The organism is Alteromonas genovensis, assembly GCF_010500895.1.
In the GTDB taxonomy this organism is placed as follows: Bacteria; Pseudomonadota; Gammaproteobacteria; order Enterobacterales; family Alteromonadaceae; genus Alteromonas; species Alteromonas genovensis.
This window is the reverse complement of the sequence record NZ_JAAAWO010000001.1, coordinates 251004-268616: the sequence shown is the minus strand read 5'-3', so window position 1 is coordinate 268616 and position 17613 is coordinate 251004. Positions and strand designations below refer to the sequence as shown.

Annotated in this window: 13 protein-coding genes; all 13 read right to left on the bottom strand. The window is 46.3% G+C overall.

Translation table 11 applies throughout. The features are described 5' to 3' along the window. Positions 1 to 46: 46 nt before the first annotated feature. The 13 genes from GTQ48_RS01080 to murD all read right to left on the bottom strand — a co-directional run bounded on the left by GTQ48_RS01080 (position 47) and on the right by murD (position 17607). Positions 47 to 1954 (bottom strand): methyl-accepting chemotaxis protein, encoded by a 1908-nt coding sequence (locus GTQ48_RS01080; protein WP_163104598.1) that lies wholly within the window; start codon positions 1952 to 1954, stop codon positions 47 to 49. A 333-nt stretch (positions 1955 to 2287) separates the two neighbouring features. Further along, positions 2288 to 2674, bottom strand: a complete 387-nt coding sequence (gene mutT / locus GTQ48_RS01075; RefSeq protein WP_163104596.1) for an 8-oxo-dGTP diphosphatase MutT — start codon at positions 2672 to 2674, stop codon at positions 2288 to 2290. Then, complete coding sequence (gene secA / locus GTQ48_RS01070; protein ID WP_163104594.1) at positions 2674 to 5385, bottom strand: preprotein translocase subunit SecA; 2712 nt, start codon at positions 5383 to 5385, stop codon at positions 2674 to 2676. Before secA ends, mutT begins: the two co-directional genes overlap by 1 nt. A gap of 193 nt (positions 5386 to 5578) precedes the next feature. Then, positions 5579 to 6457 carry a M23 family metallopeptidase gene (locus GTQ48_RS01065; RefSeq protein ID WP_163104592.1) on the bottom strand — a complete coding sequence of 293 codons (879 nt, stop codon included), beginning with the start codon at positions 6455 to 6457 and terminating at the stop codon, positions 5579 to 5581. Between the two features lie 175 nt (positions 6458 to 6632). Next, a complete protein-coding gene (lpxC, locus tag GTQ48_RS01060) occupies positions 6633 to 7544 on the bottom strand; it encodes a UDP-3-O-acyl-N-acetylglucosamine deacetylase (RefSeq protein ID WP_163104590.1) in 912 nt (303 codons plus the stop codon). Positions 7545 to 7924: 380 nt separating this feature from the next. Further along, positions 7925 to 9094, bottom strand: a complete 1170-nt coding sequence (gene ftsZ / locus GTQ48_RS01055; RefSeq protein ID WP_163104588.1) for a cell division protein FtsZ — start codon at positions 9092 to 9094, stop codon at positions 7925 to 7927. Positions 9095 to 9199: 105 nt separating this feature from the next. Further along, positions 9200 to 10429, bottom strand: a complete 1230-nt coding sequence (gene ftsA / locus GTQ48_RS01050) for a cell division protein FtsA (protein ID WP_032097467.1) — start codon at positions 10427 to 10429, stop codon at positions 9200 to 9202. Positions 10430 to 10436: 7 nt separating this feature from the next. Then, complete coding sequence (locus GTQ48_RS01045) at positions 10437 to 11150, bottom strand: cell division protein FtsQ/DivIB (protein WP_239059961.1); 714 nt, start codon at positions 11148 to 11150, stop codon at positions 10437 to 10439. 79 nt (positions 11151 to 11229) lie between these two features. Next, positions 11230 to 12204, bottom strand: coding sequence for a D-alanine--D-alanine ligase (locus tag GTQ48_RS01040; RefSeq protein ID WP_163104584.1), 975 nt, complete (start codon positions 12202 to 12204; stop codon positions 11230 to 11232). Next, entirely contained in the window at positions 12197 to 13651 is a 1455-nt protein-coding gene (murC, locus tag GTQ48_RS01035; RefSeq protein WP_163104582.1) for a UDP-N-acetylmuramate--L-alanine ligase, read from the bottom strand. Before murC ends, GTQ48_RS01040 begins: the two co-directional genes overlap by 8 nt. Further along, positions 13651 to 14844, bottom strand: a complete 1194-nt coding sequence (murG, locus tag GTQ48_RS01030; protein WP_163104580.1) for an undecaprenyldiphospho-muramoylpentapeptide beta-N-acetylglucosaminyltransferase — start codon at positions 14842 to 14844, stop codon at positions 13651 to 13653. The genes murC and murG overlap by 1 nt, the downstream gene beginning before the upstream one ends. Continuing rightward, positions 14837 to 16246 (bottom strand): cell division protein FtsW, encoded by a 1410-nt coding sequence (ftsW, locus tag GTQ48_RS01025; protein WP_203565041.1) that lies wholly within the window; start codon positions 16244 to 16246, stop codon positions 14837 to 14839. Before ftsW ends, murG begins: the two co-directional genes overlap by 8 nt. Then, on the bottom strand, positions 16243 to 17607 hold the full coding sequence (gene murD, locus GTQ48_RS01020; RefSeq protein WP_163104578.1) for a UDP-N-acetylmuramoyl-L-alanine--D-glutamate ligase: 1365 nt from the start codon (positions 17605 to 17607) through the stop codon (positions 16243 to 16245). The genes ftsW and murD overlap by 4 nt, the downstream gene beginning before the upstream one ends. Between the last annotated feature and the right edge of the window lie 6 nt (positions 17608 to 17613).

The window sequence follows — 17613 nt, the reverse complement described above, 5'->3', positions numbered from 1 at the left end:
TTGCACAAACCACATTTAAATGACCGATTTCTATCGGCCACTCAAACTAACCGTTTTGCATTTCATCAGCTACAGATGCAATTTCTTCAATGGACTTAGCGAGTAACTCCATTCCCCTACTCTGCTGCTCGGCAGCCACAAGTGCTTGCTGACAGTTACTGCTGGCTTGCTCATTGGCAGTGGCAATTTGCTCCAGTCCTTTTTGCGCTTGTGTTACCCCTGCTGATATTTCCTGACCACTATCTTTCATTCCTTGGTTGAACTTAACGATTTCGCCAATATCAATACTGATTTTTTCCACATCTTTCATTGTTTGCTGAGCTTTTTGAACTTCCCGCGACGCGCTTTCTGCAACATTAGTAAGGTCAAATTTGACTTTAACTGTCTGATCTTGAATGGCTTTTATTAAGTCTTTGATTTGCTCTACGTTTTCCGCCGCTTCATCGGCTAAACTTTGAATATCGGAAGAAACGACAGCAAAGCCTTTTCCAAATTCGCCCGCTCTTGCCGCCTCCACAGCACCGTTAACCGCTAACATGCTAGTCTTCACTGATACTGTGGTGATAGTGTCTATAACTTTATCGATCTGTCGGGTCATTGCTTCCATGGTAGAAATGGATGAGACATTTTCTTTGCTGGTTTCAAGCGCGATATCAATTCCCGACACCATCTCTTCGATAAGTGTTTTATTCGTTGCGAGTAAGACAGAAATGGATTCACCTTTTTCTAAAGCTGTATCGCATTGGGAAGAGGCTTTATCCACACCCTCTCGCAGTATTTCAATGTTACCAACCGCCTGGTCAACCGCGCTTGCAGCTTGCTGAGCACCGTTGTTAACCTGAGTAAGAGCGGTTGATATTTCTGTTGATGACCGACTGATTTCTTCCAAGGTGGCAGAAAGTTCTTCAGCAGAGGAGGCGACTTCTTCCGCGCTTTTATTAATGTCAGTACTATTGCGAAGCTCCTCAGTTATGATTTCGAGCGACTGTGCGGCTTGCTCTGCTTGGGTCAGTGCAGCGCTTTGTTCAGCGACATTAGAAGAAACCTCTTGGGCGGCTGATGACTGCTCTTCGGCTGCGCAGGAAATAGCTTCTGAAGCAGTCTGAATTTCTGTTGCAGCATTTTCCATCGATTTAACCTGAGCTTGAAGCTCATAAGCACCATCCGAAATTGCTTGCATATCTTCCTTTATCGTACTGAGCTGCGAAGTGACTGTTTCTCCTTTTTTTACTTCTTCAAGTGCTGACTCAGAGGATGATTTCACAGAGTCTGAAACTTGGTTCGACTGCATTTGAATAGACTCTATTTGCCTTGCAATTTCAGATGCACTCTTATCAGATACTTCTGCTAAAGCGCGCACCGTATCAGCGACAACCGCAAACCCCTTACCGTGCTTACCCGCTCGCCCCGCCTCAATTGCTGCATTGAGAGCAAGAAGATTAGTTTGGTCAGCAATACGTGTCACTTGTTTGACCGCCTCGCCAATGTTGGAGGCCTGTTGCTCTAACTCACTCATCATCACAACAGAACGGGATTGATTTTCAGATGCCACCTTTACGCTTGACATCATAATCGCCAAATCACTGACTACTCTTTCAATATATTTTTTTAGCTCGTTGGATTTATCTAGCGTCGCGCTAGATAGCTCAGTTTGCTCTGCTAAACCGCCCGCAATTTGAGTGATAGCTGCCAGACTTTCTTGGCTTGCACTACTTGACTCTTCTGCTCCAGCCGAAATTTCACTAACCGCAGTTGAAAGTTGATCTGTAGCACTCGATGATTCGTTGATTCCACTTGCAAGCTCAGTTGTTGCCGTTGCAATCCGCTCAGCTGCTTGTTGTTGCCTTGCTAGCGTGCGCGCCTTTTTACGTGCATCTTCCGCTTGTTTCCTCATTCTAGCGTCAACGTTAACGGTGGGGGCAGAGCTTTGCTCGGTGTTTTTTTTGAGTGCCATGGGTTACCTCAGTACGGTTCAGGATAGATACGCCATTTACTATCAGCGACTTTCTGAACAATTTAGGTATAAATCAAAATACTAAAGTATAGAAATAACGAACTAAGGGAATTATGCCGCTATTGAAATTTCGGAGATACAAGCAGAATACACAAATGACACTAATGTCATATAAAAAAATAAAATATTGATCTGCAATATAAAATTTAAAAAGGTGACAATTGAAAAAATTGTCAATTATCTTTCGTCTAATAGGAGAAATTGTGAAAAGAAAATTTTTGAGTTTTTGCGTAACTGAACGCCATGTGTATGACGTTCAGTACAAAAAAGAGCTTAAAGAAGTGCTAAAGCTTGTATGATGGGTTTGTTCGCCGCAGGAAATTCATCGCTGTTAATGTCACTCAACGACTGCCACTTTGAAGGCTGCCCTTCTTTGCCGTGAGGCTCGCCGGTAAATTGCGTCACGCGATGCACATCTAGTTTTACGCGCTTATCGCCATAGTCATGCTCGATAAGTATTAACGGCTCGCTAGATAGCACGTCTATGCCAATTTCTTCAGCAAGCTCTCGCGTTAGTGCATCAGTAACCGTTTCTCCACTTTCCACTTTTCCGCCCGGAAACTCCCATTTCCCGCCTTGGTGAGCGTCTTTAGCACGAAGGGTAGTGAAAATGTTACTACCGCGGGCAACTACGCCCACGGCTACGTGTACTAGCTTCATTAATTCAGCTTACCGTGACACTGCTTATACTTCTTGCCAGAACCACACGGACACGGATCGTTACGGCCGACTTTAGGGCCATTTCTCACTGCGGTGCGCGGCGTATTGCTCGCTTCTTCTGGTTGCGTTTCAGAAGCATCTTGATGCTCAAAGTTCTTAGGAACATCGTCGGCTTGACGACGCTGCTCTTCCACTTTTTGCACGTCTTCTTCTGCTTGTACTTTCACGCGAGCAAGAATAGTGATCACTTCAACCTTTAGGGTCTCAAGCATTTGTGAGAATAGCGCGAAGGACTCTCGCTTATACTCTTGCTTTGGATTCTTCTGAGCATAGCCACGCAAGTGAATGCCCTGACGAAGATGATCCATAGCCGCCAAATGCTCTTTCCAGTGGCTGTCTAGGTTTTGTAGCATGACTGCTTTTTCAAACTGACGTAACACGTCAGCCCCTACTACTTTTTCTTTCTCTGTGTAAGCGCCTACTACTTCACCGTGAATGCGTTCACGAAGCTTCTCTTCATAAAGCTTGTCGTCGTTTTCTAACCATGACTGCACCGGTAAATCCACAGCGAAGTCTGCCTTCAAGCGCTCTTCTAGGCCTTTTACATCCCACATTTCTTCAAGAGACTGCGGTGGAATGTATTCGTCTACAACGCTCGTAATAACGTCTTCACGGATAGCAGAAATCGTTTCGCTGATATCGCCTTCATCGAGTAGTTCGTTACGCTGCTCGTAAATGACTTTACGCTGATCGTTAGCCACGTCATCGTATTCAAGAAGCTGTTTACGGGTGTCGAAGTTACGACCTTCCACTTTGCGCTGTGCATTTTCAATAGCGCGGGTCACCCAAGGGTGTTCAATGGCTTCGCCACGCTCCATGCCTAAACGCTTCATCATATTGCCCATTTTTTCAGAGGCAAATATGCGCATAAGTGCGTCGTCTAACGATAGATAGAAACGGCTTGAACCAGGGTCACCCTGACGGCCTGAACGTCCACGAAGCTGATTATCGATACGACGAGATTCATGACGCTCAGTACCAATGATGTGTAAACCACCAGCAGCGAGTACTTCGTCGTGTCTTATTTTCCACTCTGCTTTGATCTTCTCAACCTGAGCGTCGGTAGGATTTTCAATATTTTCAACCTCAGCCTGCCAGTTACCGCCCAATACAATATCGGTACCACGACCAGCCATGTTAGTCGCAATAGTTACGGCACCGGTTTTACCCGCTTGTGCCACAATGTCTGCTTCATGCTCGTGAAATTTGGCATTCAGTACTTTGTGCGGAATTTTCGCCTTTTTCAGAATACGCGAGATAAGCTCAGAGTTTTCAATCGATACCGTACCTACCAGAGTAGGCTGCCCACGTTTCACGCAGTCTTTTATATCTTCTACTATCGCTTCGTATTTTTCTTCAGCAGTTAAGTAGATAAGGTCAGCCATGTCTTTGCGCTGCATTGGCTTGTTGGTGGGAATAACTACGGTTTCTAAGCCATAGATATGCTGAAATTCAAACGCTTCTGTATCTGCCGTACCTGTCATACCCGCCAGTTTGTTATAAATGCGGAAGTAGTTCTGGAAAGTGATTGATGCAAGCGTTTGGTTTTCGTTTTGAATGCGTACACCTTCTTTCGCCTCTACGGCTTGGTGTAAACCTTCAGACCAGCGACGTCCTTCCATTGTTCTACCAGTATGCTCATCAACAATGACAATCTGATCGTCTTTAACAATGTAATCTACGTCTTTCGTAAATAGCTTATGGGCACGCAGTGCAGCATTAATATGATGCAGTAATGAGATATTGCCTGCAGCGAATAGAGATTCCCCCTCTGGAAGCACGCCTTCTTCCTGAAGAATTTCTTCTACGTGAAGCTGCCCACGTTCAGTTAAGTGAATCTGTTTGGCTTTAAGGTCAATGGTGTAATCGCCATCACCTTCTTGGCCTTCTTCATCTTCCTTTTCTTGCTGTACAAGTTGAGGAATAAGCACGTTTATTCTGCGATAGAGTTCTGAGCTATCTTCAGCTTGACCAGAGATGATCAAAGGCGTCCGAGCTTCATCAATTAAAATTGAATCAACCTCATCCACTACTGCGTAGTTTAGAGGACGCTGTACTCTGTCTTGGGGGCTAAACGCCATGTTGTCGCGTAGGTAGTCAAAACCGAATTCGTTGTTCGTACCGTAGGTCACATCGGCCTGGTAGGCTTGACGCTTCTCTTCAGAGGACATCCCCGGAATGTTACAACCGACTTCCATGCCCAAGAAGTTAAACAGTTGATTGCTCCACTGCGCATCACGTTTGGCAAGATAGTCGTTCACAGTAATAACGTGAACACCTTTACCCGATAATGCATTTAAATAGGTAGGCAAGGTTGCAGTTAGTGTTTTACCTTCACCAGTACGCATCTCTGAAATGTTACCTTGATGCAGTACCTGACCGCCCAACATTTGCACGTCAAAGTGACGCATGCCGTATACGCGTTTACTGGCTTCTCGCACTGTCGCAAACGCTTCATTTAGCAACGCATCTAGGGTTTCGCCCTTTTCAATGCGCGCTTTAAATTCGTCAGTTTTTGCTTTTAGCGCCTCATCAGAAAGCTTTTCATACTCTGCTTCCAGTGCATTGATGGCATCTACGTTTTTACGTAATTTTTTTAATAGACGGTCGTTTCTACTTCCGAATACTTTTCTAAGGATGCTTGAAAACATTAGCTTTTTTATTCCACTACTTGTCGAGACGCCATACCAGAGGTACAGCAAAAATTAATTGTATAAGACTGAAGCCACAATGTGACATTGCCTTGCGATTTTCACATAAAATGCGGTTTGTAGTGCGTAAACACTGCTTAAAAATGCACTTTATATTGACGCAGGAATTACCCTACTTACCTGGCTGCTACCTTTATCTTTTTCTTACGTAAGGTAGAGGATCGACTTGTTTTCCGTTTCTTATTACTTCGTAGTGAACATGAGCGCCAGTCGAACGACCGGTATTGCCCATTTTAGCGATAGGTTGCCCCTTGGTAACCACATCACCGATGGAAACAGACAGTGTGTCGTTGTGCCCATAGCGGGTAACGAATCCATCTCCATGATCAATTTCTACTAGTTGGCCATAACCATAGCGATCACCTGCCCAGGTAACAATACCTGCAGCTGTTGTCACTACGTCTACACCCGCCTCTCCAGCAAAATCTAGCCCTTTGTGCATAGCTGATTCGCCAGTAAACGGGTCGGCCCGCATACCGTAATAAGATGACAACCATCCCGACGCAATCGGACGACCAGATAATCGACTCTGCTCTTGGATATGGTGACCCCGAACCAAACTTTCAAGCATAGCTAGCTGTTGCGATTTCAAATCGAGTGATTGCTCTAGCTTGGCTATCTCATTGAGGATGAGGTCGTCTTGGATGTTGTCTGGTATCGATACCGGTACGAAAGCGTCCAGGTCAGCCGCTGACATACCTAATTCTGTTGCAATTTGTTTGCCTTGCTCGTCAAGAATGGTTGCTTGTGCCGAGAGTTCGGCCACACGTGAGAGCAGTGCTTTTAATTTCGTTGTGGTTTGATTTTTTAGCGCGTCAATGTCTTCTCTAGCGCCATCGACTTGTGATTGAGCTAAGCGAACCCGAGCAACGTCTTCAGGAACAGACTCTGTTGAACGGCTCGACACCAGCATAAAAATAGATGTGAGCACAGTTGCGCTCACAAGCGTACGGACACTGATACTGTGCCGATAGCGTGTATTTTTACCTGCTAGTGTAATTGTTAACTTCATACCACAAAACGGAATTGGACTTCACACTCGAACGTGTTCTTTGCGCACTAGGCTAACTTCCTAGGGCTTTATTATTAATGTCGAGACGGAATTCTGTAAATTATCGGCTTACTTTATCATTTATTGAAACGATTGCCACGTGAAAAAAAACCGCCAAGTTGGCGGCTTTTTCAAATTATGCTAATACGGGTCGTGCGTAGCGTATTGGCGCGGACTCCTGAGAGTCATACGTCACGAACTCCCAACAATCTTGTTGTGCTAGTAGGGCATTCAGCAGCTTATTATTCAAACCATGACCGGTTTTATACGCTCTCAGTTCGCCGATCAAGCTGTTGCCGCCAAGATACAAATCACCGATAGCATCCAAAATCTTATGCTTTAGGAATTCATCGTCGTAGCGCAAACCTTCAGGGTTTAACACGCGAAACTCGTCAAGAGCCACGGCATTTTCCATGCTGCCACCTAATGCCAGATTATTCGCATTCATATACTCAAGATCGCGCATAAAACCAAATGTGCGCGCTCTGCTAACTTCGTTAACATAAGAGCATGAATCGAAATCCATCACCATGTGTTGGCGGGTTTCGCTAATAACTGGGTGGTCAAAGTCGATTTTGAAATCTACACGGAAGCCGTCATAAGGAACCAGCTCAGCCCATTTGTCTTCATCTTCCACGCGCACCGGTTTCTTTATACGGATAAACTGCTTAGGTGCATTTAATTCTTCAATACCCGCCGTTTGAAGCAGAAATACAAACGGACTTGCACTTCCATCCATGATTGGCAGTTCGTTACTGTCAACTTCAACGATGATATTGTCGATGCCTAAGCCAGCAAGAGCAGAAGCAAGATGCTCAACGGTCTGAATTGTCACACCGTCTTCGTTATTTAAACACGTGCACAGCATGGTGTTCCCTACCGCATCGGCGCGAGAAGGAATATCAACATGAGGGATAAGGTCAACACGCCTAAACACGATTCCCGTGTTCGCAGGCGCAGGCCGGAGAGTCATCGTGACCTTTTCCCCTTTATGAAGCCCAATGCCGGTTTCTTGAACCGGATGCTTGATTGTACGTTGTCTAATCATTTGCTTATGCTTTTACCTTTTAAAAAAGCGGGCGCGAATTATAGTGAGTTATTACTCACATGTCAAAAAACACACAAATTGTGGAATTTCTCCCACTGCTTTGCCTGAGCAAAAATACTGAATAACTTGCTTTCATAAACCTTGAGGTAGTCTAAAAAGCACCTCGTACTCGCTCGCAGTTTATTCAACCAGTGCCTGTTTCACTCTAAGCTTAAGACTCTAACCATAATGCTTTAACCATAACAGTCTAGCCATAACACTCTAGCCATAAGAGAATGACCGCATTACTCAGACCACAGCAAAACCAAAAGATTCCCCGTAGTTTCCTGACGTTTTTTCGCAGACTTTTTTCAAATGTCTCGAAACTGCCAGGCAGTAGGTTAGTCTGCCTGCTTACGCAAAAACGCAGGAATATCTAAATATTCCAAATCATTGTCAGGCTGTGCACTGTCTTCTGCTTTTAATGCTTGGTTGCCTTCGGTACCACCAACAGAGGAGCGTGATTCGGTAGTATTGCTATTACTTCCGTACTCTTTAGCAGGCTGAGTTAAGCGAGAACCTTCAGTACTGACCAACGAAATATCAGCCTTACGCTCTGCACCAATACCTGTGGCAACAACAGTGACACGTAGCTCGTCCGTCATTTCCATATCAATAACGGTACCAACAACAACAGTAGCGTTTTCAGATGCAAATGCTTTAACTGCATTACCCACAGTTTCAAACTCGTCGATAGCAAAGTCTGGGCCCGCTGTAATGTTAACAAGAATGCCTCGCGCACCTGATAAATCGATATCTTCAAGCAGTGGACTCGCAATAGCGGACTCAGCTGCTTCTTCAGCACGGTCTGGACCGCTTGCTGCGCCGCTACCCATCATGGCTTTACCCATTTCAGACATAACAGTTCTTACGTCGGCGAAATCCACATTGATCAAACCAGGGCGTGTGATCAGCTCTGCAATGCCTTGAACCGCACCGCGTAATACATCGTTCGCCGCGCTAAATGCTTGAAGAAGCGGCGTGCCAGGACCCATTACTTTAAGAAGCTTTTCGTTAGGAATAGTGATCAATGAGTCAACGTTGTTCGCTAGCTCAACAATACCTTGCTCAGCAAAAGAGGTACGTTTCTTCCCTTCGAATGGAAATGGTTTGGTTACCACGGCCACTGTAAGAATACCCATTTCACGGGCTATCTTTGCCACCTCTGGCGCAGCTCCGGTTCCAGTACCACCACCCATACCAGCGGTAATGAAAACCATATCGGCCCCATCTAACGCTTGGCGAATAGTTTCTCTGTCTTCTTGCGCTGCATCTCTACCGATATTTGGATCGGCGCCTGCGCCTAACCCTTTTGTGACACTTGAGCCAATTTGCAGCGTAATATCTGCATTTGAACTACGAAGTACCTGTGCATCAGTATTCACAGCGATAAACTCTACGCCTTCAATGCTTTGAGACACCATGTGCTCAACTGCATTACCGCCGCCACCGCCTACACCGATGACTTTGATTACGGCTTCTTCGCCGTGACTATCCATTAATTCGAACATACTTACTCTCCGGTTGTACGTCTTTAAAACACTGCACTAGGTCACGTTGTTGACTAATAGCATCCTGCTAGCCTTAATGCCTTTACTGCAGCGCCCCCTAAAAAATTAAAATTCACCTTTGAACCAGCTTTGCACTCGATGAAACAAACTTTCGCTCGATTTCTGCGTACTGGAATTCTTATTATCAGTTTGTACTTTGCCGTATTGCAGTAAACCTACTACAGTTGCAAATCCGGCATCATCAACATATTCGGCTAAGCCTTTTACATTGATAGGTTTGCCCACGCGAACGGGCATCTGGAAAAGTTCTTCGGCAAATTCAACAGCACCTTCCATCTTCGCGGTGCCTCCTGTAAGCACAAGGCCCGCAGCAATTTGCTCTTCCAGACCACTGGCACGAATCTCATCATGTACCAGTTCAAAAAGTTCTTGATAGCGAGGCTCAATGACCTCCGCTAATGTATGACGAGACATGACTCTGGCAGGGCGTCCACCCACGCTAGGCACTTCAATGCTGTCTTCCATACTCACCATATCTTTTAGTGCACACGCGTAGTTGATTTTAATCTCTTCCGCATTGCTGATAGGTGTTCTAAATATTTTCGCTATGTCGCTCGTAATCTGATTGCCAGCAACAGGTATTACTGCAGTGTGACGAATTGCGCCATCAGTGTAAATAACCATATCCATGGTGCCGCCACCTATATCAACCACACAGACGCCTAATTCGCGCTCATCGTCAGTGAGTACTGCATAACTTGAGGCCAGTGCAGAGAAAATAAGCTGGTCTGCGTTTAGTTCGCAGCGCTCTACACACTTCACCATATTTTTAGCCATATCGTCTGCACAAGTAATGATGTGTGCATCGGCCTCCATACGCACCCCTGACATACCAATGGGGTTTTTAATCCCCTCTTGCACATCAATAGTAAACTCTTGTGGCAACACGTGAAGTAAGCGTCTTTCAGCTGCTATTGGCACACTGCGCGCCGCGTGAATAACGTTGTCCACGTCTTCTTGTGTCACTTCTTGATTGTTAATTGGCACCATGCCGTTTTCGTTTTGGCATTTAACATGACGTCCTGAGATAGACATAAACACCGACGAAACACGACAATCTGCCATTAATTCCATTTCATTAACAGCACGTTGTACTGATTTTACCACTAAATTCAGATCGTTAACGCCACCTTTATCCATGCCTTTCGATGCATGAGTGCCCACACCAACAATACTGATTTGATCATCATCTAGTACTTCGCCCACCACGGCCTTAACTTGGCTGGTGCCGATATCTAGTCCTACAATCAAATTGCGTTCCGCAGGTTTTGACATGGTTTTCTTAACTCTCTTTGTTTGTCGTGTTGCTGCTGTCGTTTTCATTCCAACCAACAGCGACACCAGTGTCATAGCGAAGGTCGACGTAACGTACAGCCTTCTCTTGTTGCGCTAACAGTGGATACACATCGATAAAGCGCTGTAGCCTATCGATAAAATCCTGGCGCCCTAAATTCAATCTAATGCCATTTTCTAGCTGTACCTGCCAAGCAAATCGCTCGCTGAGTGACAGTTCATCAATAGCCATATTGGTAGTGCCTATCAGTGCATGCATGCTGTTAAAGCCTTCTAGCGCTGTTTTCTCACTACCACCGGGACCATACAGCCGCGGCAAATCAATCTCAACGCCTTCGTCATTAAAGGTGTCGCCGTACGGATTAAGCAGCAAGTCTTCGTTCCACTTTGCAACGGCTTGCTGCTCAACCAAATAAATCTTCAGCGTGTTCGGCCACTTTTTGCGAACCGACGCGCGGTATACCCATGACTGTGCTTCAACTAACTCAAACACGTCATTAACATCCAAAGCAAAAAAACTGCCGGGCTGCGCCTTTCTAATCAATCTCTCTAGCTTAGTGATATCGATATGCTGGTAATCCCCAGAAAAATCGATAACTTGTACCGGCATTTGTTGTTCATCATGCAAGTACTGATTGGCTTTCATGCCGCCAAACACCACACCCGATATCACCAACAGCAAAAAGAGTACGCCGGCCCACATTGTGCGCCTATTGTTCTTCGGCGCTTTAGCTTTTGAACCTGCGCCCGACTCATCAGCGGCTTTTGTCATTCGCGCGGCTTTAGTCATTAGCAATATAAGCAACGCTATCGAAGCTCGTTGATAAAATACTTAACACCAACTCATCGAAGCTCAGCCCTGCCACTTTTGCTGCCTTTGGCACTAAGCTTTTTTCAGTCATACCGGGCACCGTATTCGCTTCTAGCAAATAAAACTGGCGCTGATTGTCCTGCATCACGTCTACTCTTCCCCAGCCGCTTCCTGAAATAGCGTCAAAAGCGCGAGATGCTAGCGATGCCAGCTGCACTTCTTGCGCTTCTGATAAGCCGCTTGGGCAAAAGTATTCGGTTGTATTATCCTGATATTTCGCAGCATAGTCGTAGAACGTGTGAGGCGTAGACATACGAATTGACGGTAAAGCCTGCCCCTGAACAACAGAAACAGTAAACTCAGGGCCGTCGATATACTGCTCTAGCAATACTTGATCGTCATATTGAAAGGCATCTTGAACAGCCGTTTCTAGTTGTTTAGCGCTTGTCACCTTTGCCATGCCAATACTCGACCCTTCTTGAGCCGGTTTTACCATGACCTCATTTCCCAACTTTTCCATTATAGCGCTGCACTTACCAGCATCAAAGCGCCTTTTGTCAGCAATTTCATATTTCGCCGTAGGTAAGCCAAGACTTTGCCACACCTGCTTAGTGTGGATTTTGTCCATTGCCAATGCAGAGCCTAAAACTCGACTGCCAGTATAGGGAATTTTGAGCAGCTGAAGTGCCCCTTGCATAGAACCATCTTCACCGCCGCGACCGTGCAGCATGATAAGCGCGCGATCGACGTTTAAGTCAATCAAATCGGTAAGCGGGCGTTCGGCAGGGTCAAAAGCAAAGGCATCAACCCCTTGTCGTAGCAGGGCGTTTAACACCGTGTTACCCGAATTAAGCGATACCTCGCGCTCGGCAGAGTCACCACCAAGTAACACGGCAACTTTGCCGTATTGCTCTGGTGTATGAGAAGTCACCATTGGCTTAAGCATGGTCACCTCCTTCGCTAGCAAGCTTTGCTGGCTCTAATTCACACGCCGCTAATCGTTTTGAAATTTGACCGATATTGCCTGCGCCCTGCGTCATAACAATATCGCCGCCTTGTAATATGTTGGCCAATATAGAGGGCAACGCCTCTTTATCACCCACATATACAGGCTCTATTTGGCCTCGTTGTCGAATAGAGCGACACAATGACTTGCTATCTGCCCCTTCAATGGGCTGCTCGCTAGCGGCATACACATCAAGCAACAGCAGTGCATCAACACTTGATAGCACCTCAACAAAGTCTTCATACAAATCTCGAGTTCGCGTGTAGCGGTGAGGCTGATAAACCATCACTAAGCGATTGTCTGGCCAATTGGCTGTTGCTGCCGCAATTGTCGCCTTTACTTCGGTAGGGTGATGGCCGTAGTCATCGACTAAACACACTTCACCTTTACTGGTATTAAACGTGCCTAACTGTTCGAATCGACGCCCTATGCCGCCAAAGCTTGCCAGTGCGCTTACTATTGATTCATCATCAATACCTTCATCACAAGCTACCGCTATGGCGGCGAGCGCATTAAGCACATTGTGATTACCGGTTAAGTTGAGCATTATCTCAAGGGGCTCAGCATCAGGTCGGTGTACAGTGAAATTTGCTTTACCAAAGGACAGCGTAATGTTCTTGGCGCGATAGTCGTTATGCTCCTCAAAGCCATAAGTAACGATGCTTCTGCCTATACGCGGGCGTATTTCTTGAATATTAGTATCATCGCCACACACAATGGCCTGACCGTAAAACGGCAGGTTAGACAGAAAATCCACAAAGGTATCTTTAACCTTTGAGAAGTCGCCGCCATAGGTATCCATGTGGTCAGCTTCAATATTGGTCACTACAGAGACCATAGGCTGTAGGTGCAAAAATGATGCATCGCTTTCATCAGCCTCAGCAATAAGGTAACGACTTTTCCCTAAGCGGGCATTGGTGCCAGCACTATTTAGCAACCCACCAATCACGAAGGTTGGGTCGTAGTGGGCCTCAGCAAAAATGGTCGAAATTAAGCTGGTCGTGGTCGTTTTACCATGCGTACCAGCAACGGCTATTCCGTGGCGAAAACGCATTAGCTCAGCAAGCATTTCAGCTCGGCGAATAATGGGGATACGGTTTTCTCTTGCGGTGATGATTTCAGGGTTTTCCTCGTTAATCGCGCTAGAGACGACGATCACATCCATGCCATCGACATTTTCCGCTCGGTGTCCAATTTTAACGTCAGCACCTAACTCGCTAAGGCGTTTTGTCATTGGGCCCTCTTGAATATCTGAGCCCGCTATTTGATACCCTTCATTAAGAAGAACTTCTGCAATACCACCCATACCGGCGCCGCCGATACCGATAAAGAAAATATTATTAACCCGACGCATTTGCGGGCTTTCAAATGGGGTTTTAAAAACCATTAGTCCCCTACTCCTACCACTGACTTAATGTGGCTTACTACTTGGTGTGTGGCGTGGGGGCTTGCGCATTTACGTGCAAGCTCGCCCATTTTCAAACAGTCCTCTGGATGCTGTATCCAGTGACGAACGGTTTGCCCTAAATTCTCTTTTAATACCGATTGCACAATCATAACGCCAGCGCTGTGCTTAACCAGCGATTGTGCATTTTTAGTTTGATGATCGTCCACCGCATGAGGCAGCGGAACAAAAATCGCCGCCCTTCCCGCCGCAGCAACTTCGCTAACGGTAAGCGCGCCTGCTCTGCATACAATAAAATCGGCCCATTCGTAAGCGTCTGCCATATCGTCAATAAAATCACTCACCGTTACATCAACAGTATTAGCACCCAAATTATCGTAGGTTTGTTTTACAGGCGAGGCGTTATCTTTGCCGCATTGATGCACAATGGATAACCCTTTTAATGCGCTGCACACTTGCGGCACTACTTCGTTGAGCACTTGCGCTCCCAGACTGCCGCCAACAACTAGCATGTTAAGGCATGAAGCGTTGCTCTCATTGGCTGTATTGACGCTTTCCTCTGAGCTAATCTCTGAGCTTTTTTCTAAAACACTGGCCGAGCTATTAACCGCTTGAGGTTCGCTTTGATGAACCTTCTGTAACTGAGACTTACTAGAGACTTCCCAAATATCGTCTCTTACTGGGTTGCCAACAACGTGTACTTTACTGGCCACATTAGTAAATTGCGCTTTCGCATCCTCAAACCCAAGCAACACGCGATGCGCCACTTTACTCAATAGTTTGTTGGTCATTCCGGCAGCCGCATTTTGCTCGTGAATAATCACCGGAATGCCAAGGGTCTTCGCCGCTATGCCACCAGGTCCACTCGCGTAACCACCAAAACCGACGACAATATCAGGCTGTATACGCTTGATAATACGCCTAGCCGATAGCAAACTTTTTAGTAGCGCAATGCCACCTTTAATACGCGCTGACATACCTTTGCCACGTAAACCCTTTACCGGAATAAAGTGAATAGGAATATCGTGCTTTGGCACCACGTTCGCTTCCATTCGCTCGGCAGTTCCAAGCCAATGAATATCCCATCCTTCTGTACGCAACGCGTTGGCTACTGCGAGCCCAGGGAATACATGCCCGCCAGTGCCGCCGGCCATAATAAGACAACGCTTAGTCATTATCGGCCTCCTCGGCTACCCGCGCGAGTATAGCTTTAATACCGGCCTTTCCTTCGTCTTCCGGTTTTGCTTTAGCACTAGAAGAGTTAGGTGTAGCCCTTGGAGAAGCATTCGCCCCAGCGCTTTTATTTGAGCCTGAGGCATTTGAGTCTAGGGCATTTGAGTCTGGAGTATGTAAGTCTTCAGCGTTTGATGCAGAAGCCTTAGCCTTTCTCTTTTCCCCGCGGTTTAACGCTTGTACGCCATCTACGCGAAGCTCAAAGTCTATTCGCAATAAAATGGCAACGGCAATCGACATGATAATAAGGGAAGAACCACCGTAACTGACAAGGGGTAGTGTAAGCCCTTTTGTGGGTAAAATACCTGCGCTAGCGCCAATATTTACCGCCGTTTGAAAGCTAAACCAAATGCCGATACTGTAAGATAGGAAACCGTCGAAGGCTCGTCCTCTCTCCAATGCGTGATTGCCAATATGCAGCGCTTTAATCACCATCCATAAAATAAGACCTAGCACAGCAAGAACGCCTACAAAGCCCAGCTCTTCAGCTAAAATTGCCATCACGAAATCGGTATGGGCTTCAGGCAAAAACTCTAACTTCTGTAGACTATTCCCTAGCCCTTGGCCAAACCAATTACCTCTACCGTAGGCCATTAGCGATTGGGTTAGCTGATATCCAGCGCCGAAAGGGTCGGCCCACGGATCTAAGAACGATGTCACGCGCTTAAGGCGGTATTCTTCAAATACGATAAGCGCAACCACTGCCATAAGCCCAACAAACACTAAAGCAAAGAACTGCCACAACCTTGCGCCAGCTAAAAACAACAGCCCTATAGTGGTGGCAAACATCACTACGACCGTGCCTAAATCTGGCTGTAACAACAGTAGAAGCGCAAGTAAGAAGAATACGCCCAGGGGCTTGATAAACCCTTTTAAATTCTCGGTAACCTCTTCATAACGACGAACTAAGTACCCAGCTAGGTAAGCAAAGAAAAATAACTTTGCCGGTTCGGCTGCTTGAATGGTAATGGGCCCAAGTGCTAACCACCGGGTACTGCCGTTTACGGTTCGACCAATAAGCAGTACCGCTAGCAATAGGCCTATTGCGGCAAAAAGAAGGTAAGGATTTGTCACGCGCCAAAACTGCATCGGCAGCTGTAATACAGCAATAGCCGCTAAGATGGCGCCGACAATATAAATGCCGTGGCGAATAGCAAAGTGAAAAGGATTACCGTGTAATCGGTCAGCCACGGGCATTGATGCCGAGGTAACAATAATGACGCCTATGCTCATAAGCGCTAGGGCAATCAGCACCAAGGTAGCATCGTAAGGGTACTTTGGTTGCTGCGGTTTATCATGCTTGGCTGCAAATAGCGCGCTGAGTTTGGTAGAGGTTAACATCATGCTGCTAATACCTCTTCAACCGCCTGCTTAAATACATCTCCACGGTGCATATAGTTGTTAAACATATCAATACTAGCGCAGGCTGGAGACAGCAATACCACATCGCCATTGCTTGCTACCTTGCATGCACTTTTTACTGCGTCGTTTAAATTGCTGCTTATTACGGTGTTGGCAAAAGCAGCGGTGAACAAAGGCGCATCTTTACCGATAGCAAATACGTGTGAGACAAACTGGTTCAGATAAGGAGACAGCGCATTAATATCGCCGCCTTTTGCATCTCCACCAGCAATAAGAATGAGTTTACCTTGTGTGACAGGCGCTAACCCTTCAAGGGCGGCAATGGTGGCACCTACGTTTGTGGCTTTTGAGTCATCTATGAAGCGCACGCCATTGTTCGCAATTTCAACACAGCGGTGTGGAGCACTGGCAAAGCTGCCGATATGCGTTGCCGCTGCCTCTAGACTTATCTCTAGTGCATGGCTCTTATTTAACGCATAGCAGAGACCTAACGATGCCATTACGTTAAGCACATTATGCGTGCCTGCAAGATGGATGCTGCTTAGACTGCAAAGAGACTCACCGTTAAAAGTAAGCTGCTGTTCATCTGTAGAACCACTCACACCAAAACCTTGCAGCGCTTCCCCTAACCCATAGTGTAACTGTACAACAGAGGATGATTGAGGTGCGACATGATGACCATCGCGCCACACAATAGCCTGCGATGCGTTATCAAAAATACGATGTTTTGCAAGGGCGTAGTGTTCAAACGAGCCGTGGCGATCAAGGTGGTCGTCGGACAGATTAAGAATAGTGGCGGCACAGAGCGACAGGCTTGATGTGGTTTCAAGCTGAAAGCTAGAAAGCTCAAGCACAATAACGTCTGCATCAGAATCCAACGTATCTAAAGCAGGAAGCCCTACATTGCCAGCGGCAATCGCTTTAACGCCAAGTGAGTTGAGCAAGTGCGTAGTCAGTAAGGTCACTGTGGTCTTGCCATTTGAACCGGTAATACCGACAACGGGTTTGGTGTTAAGTCGAGCAAAAAGCTCTATATCACCAATGACTTCAACGCCACACTGCTTCGCTAGCTTAACTTGCTCTATATCCGGCGATAAGCCAGGGCTGAGTACTAGTGTATCTACGTTATCGAAAAAAGCGGCAGACAAAGAAGCCGTTTCTATTTTGCCTTTCATGCTTACTTGCATCGCTTCTGGCATTGAAGCCATTGTCGATGAAGCTGTGGGTCGTGTATCGAACGCTTTTACACTAGCGCCTTGTTGAAGTAAGAAGCGCACGCAAGCCTGACCTGTTATTCCAAGGCCTCCTACTACATAGCTTTGCTCGCGTACGTTATACGTCATTATCGA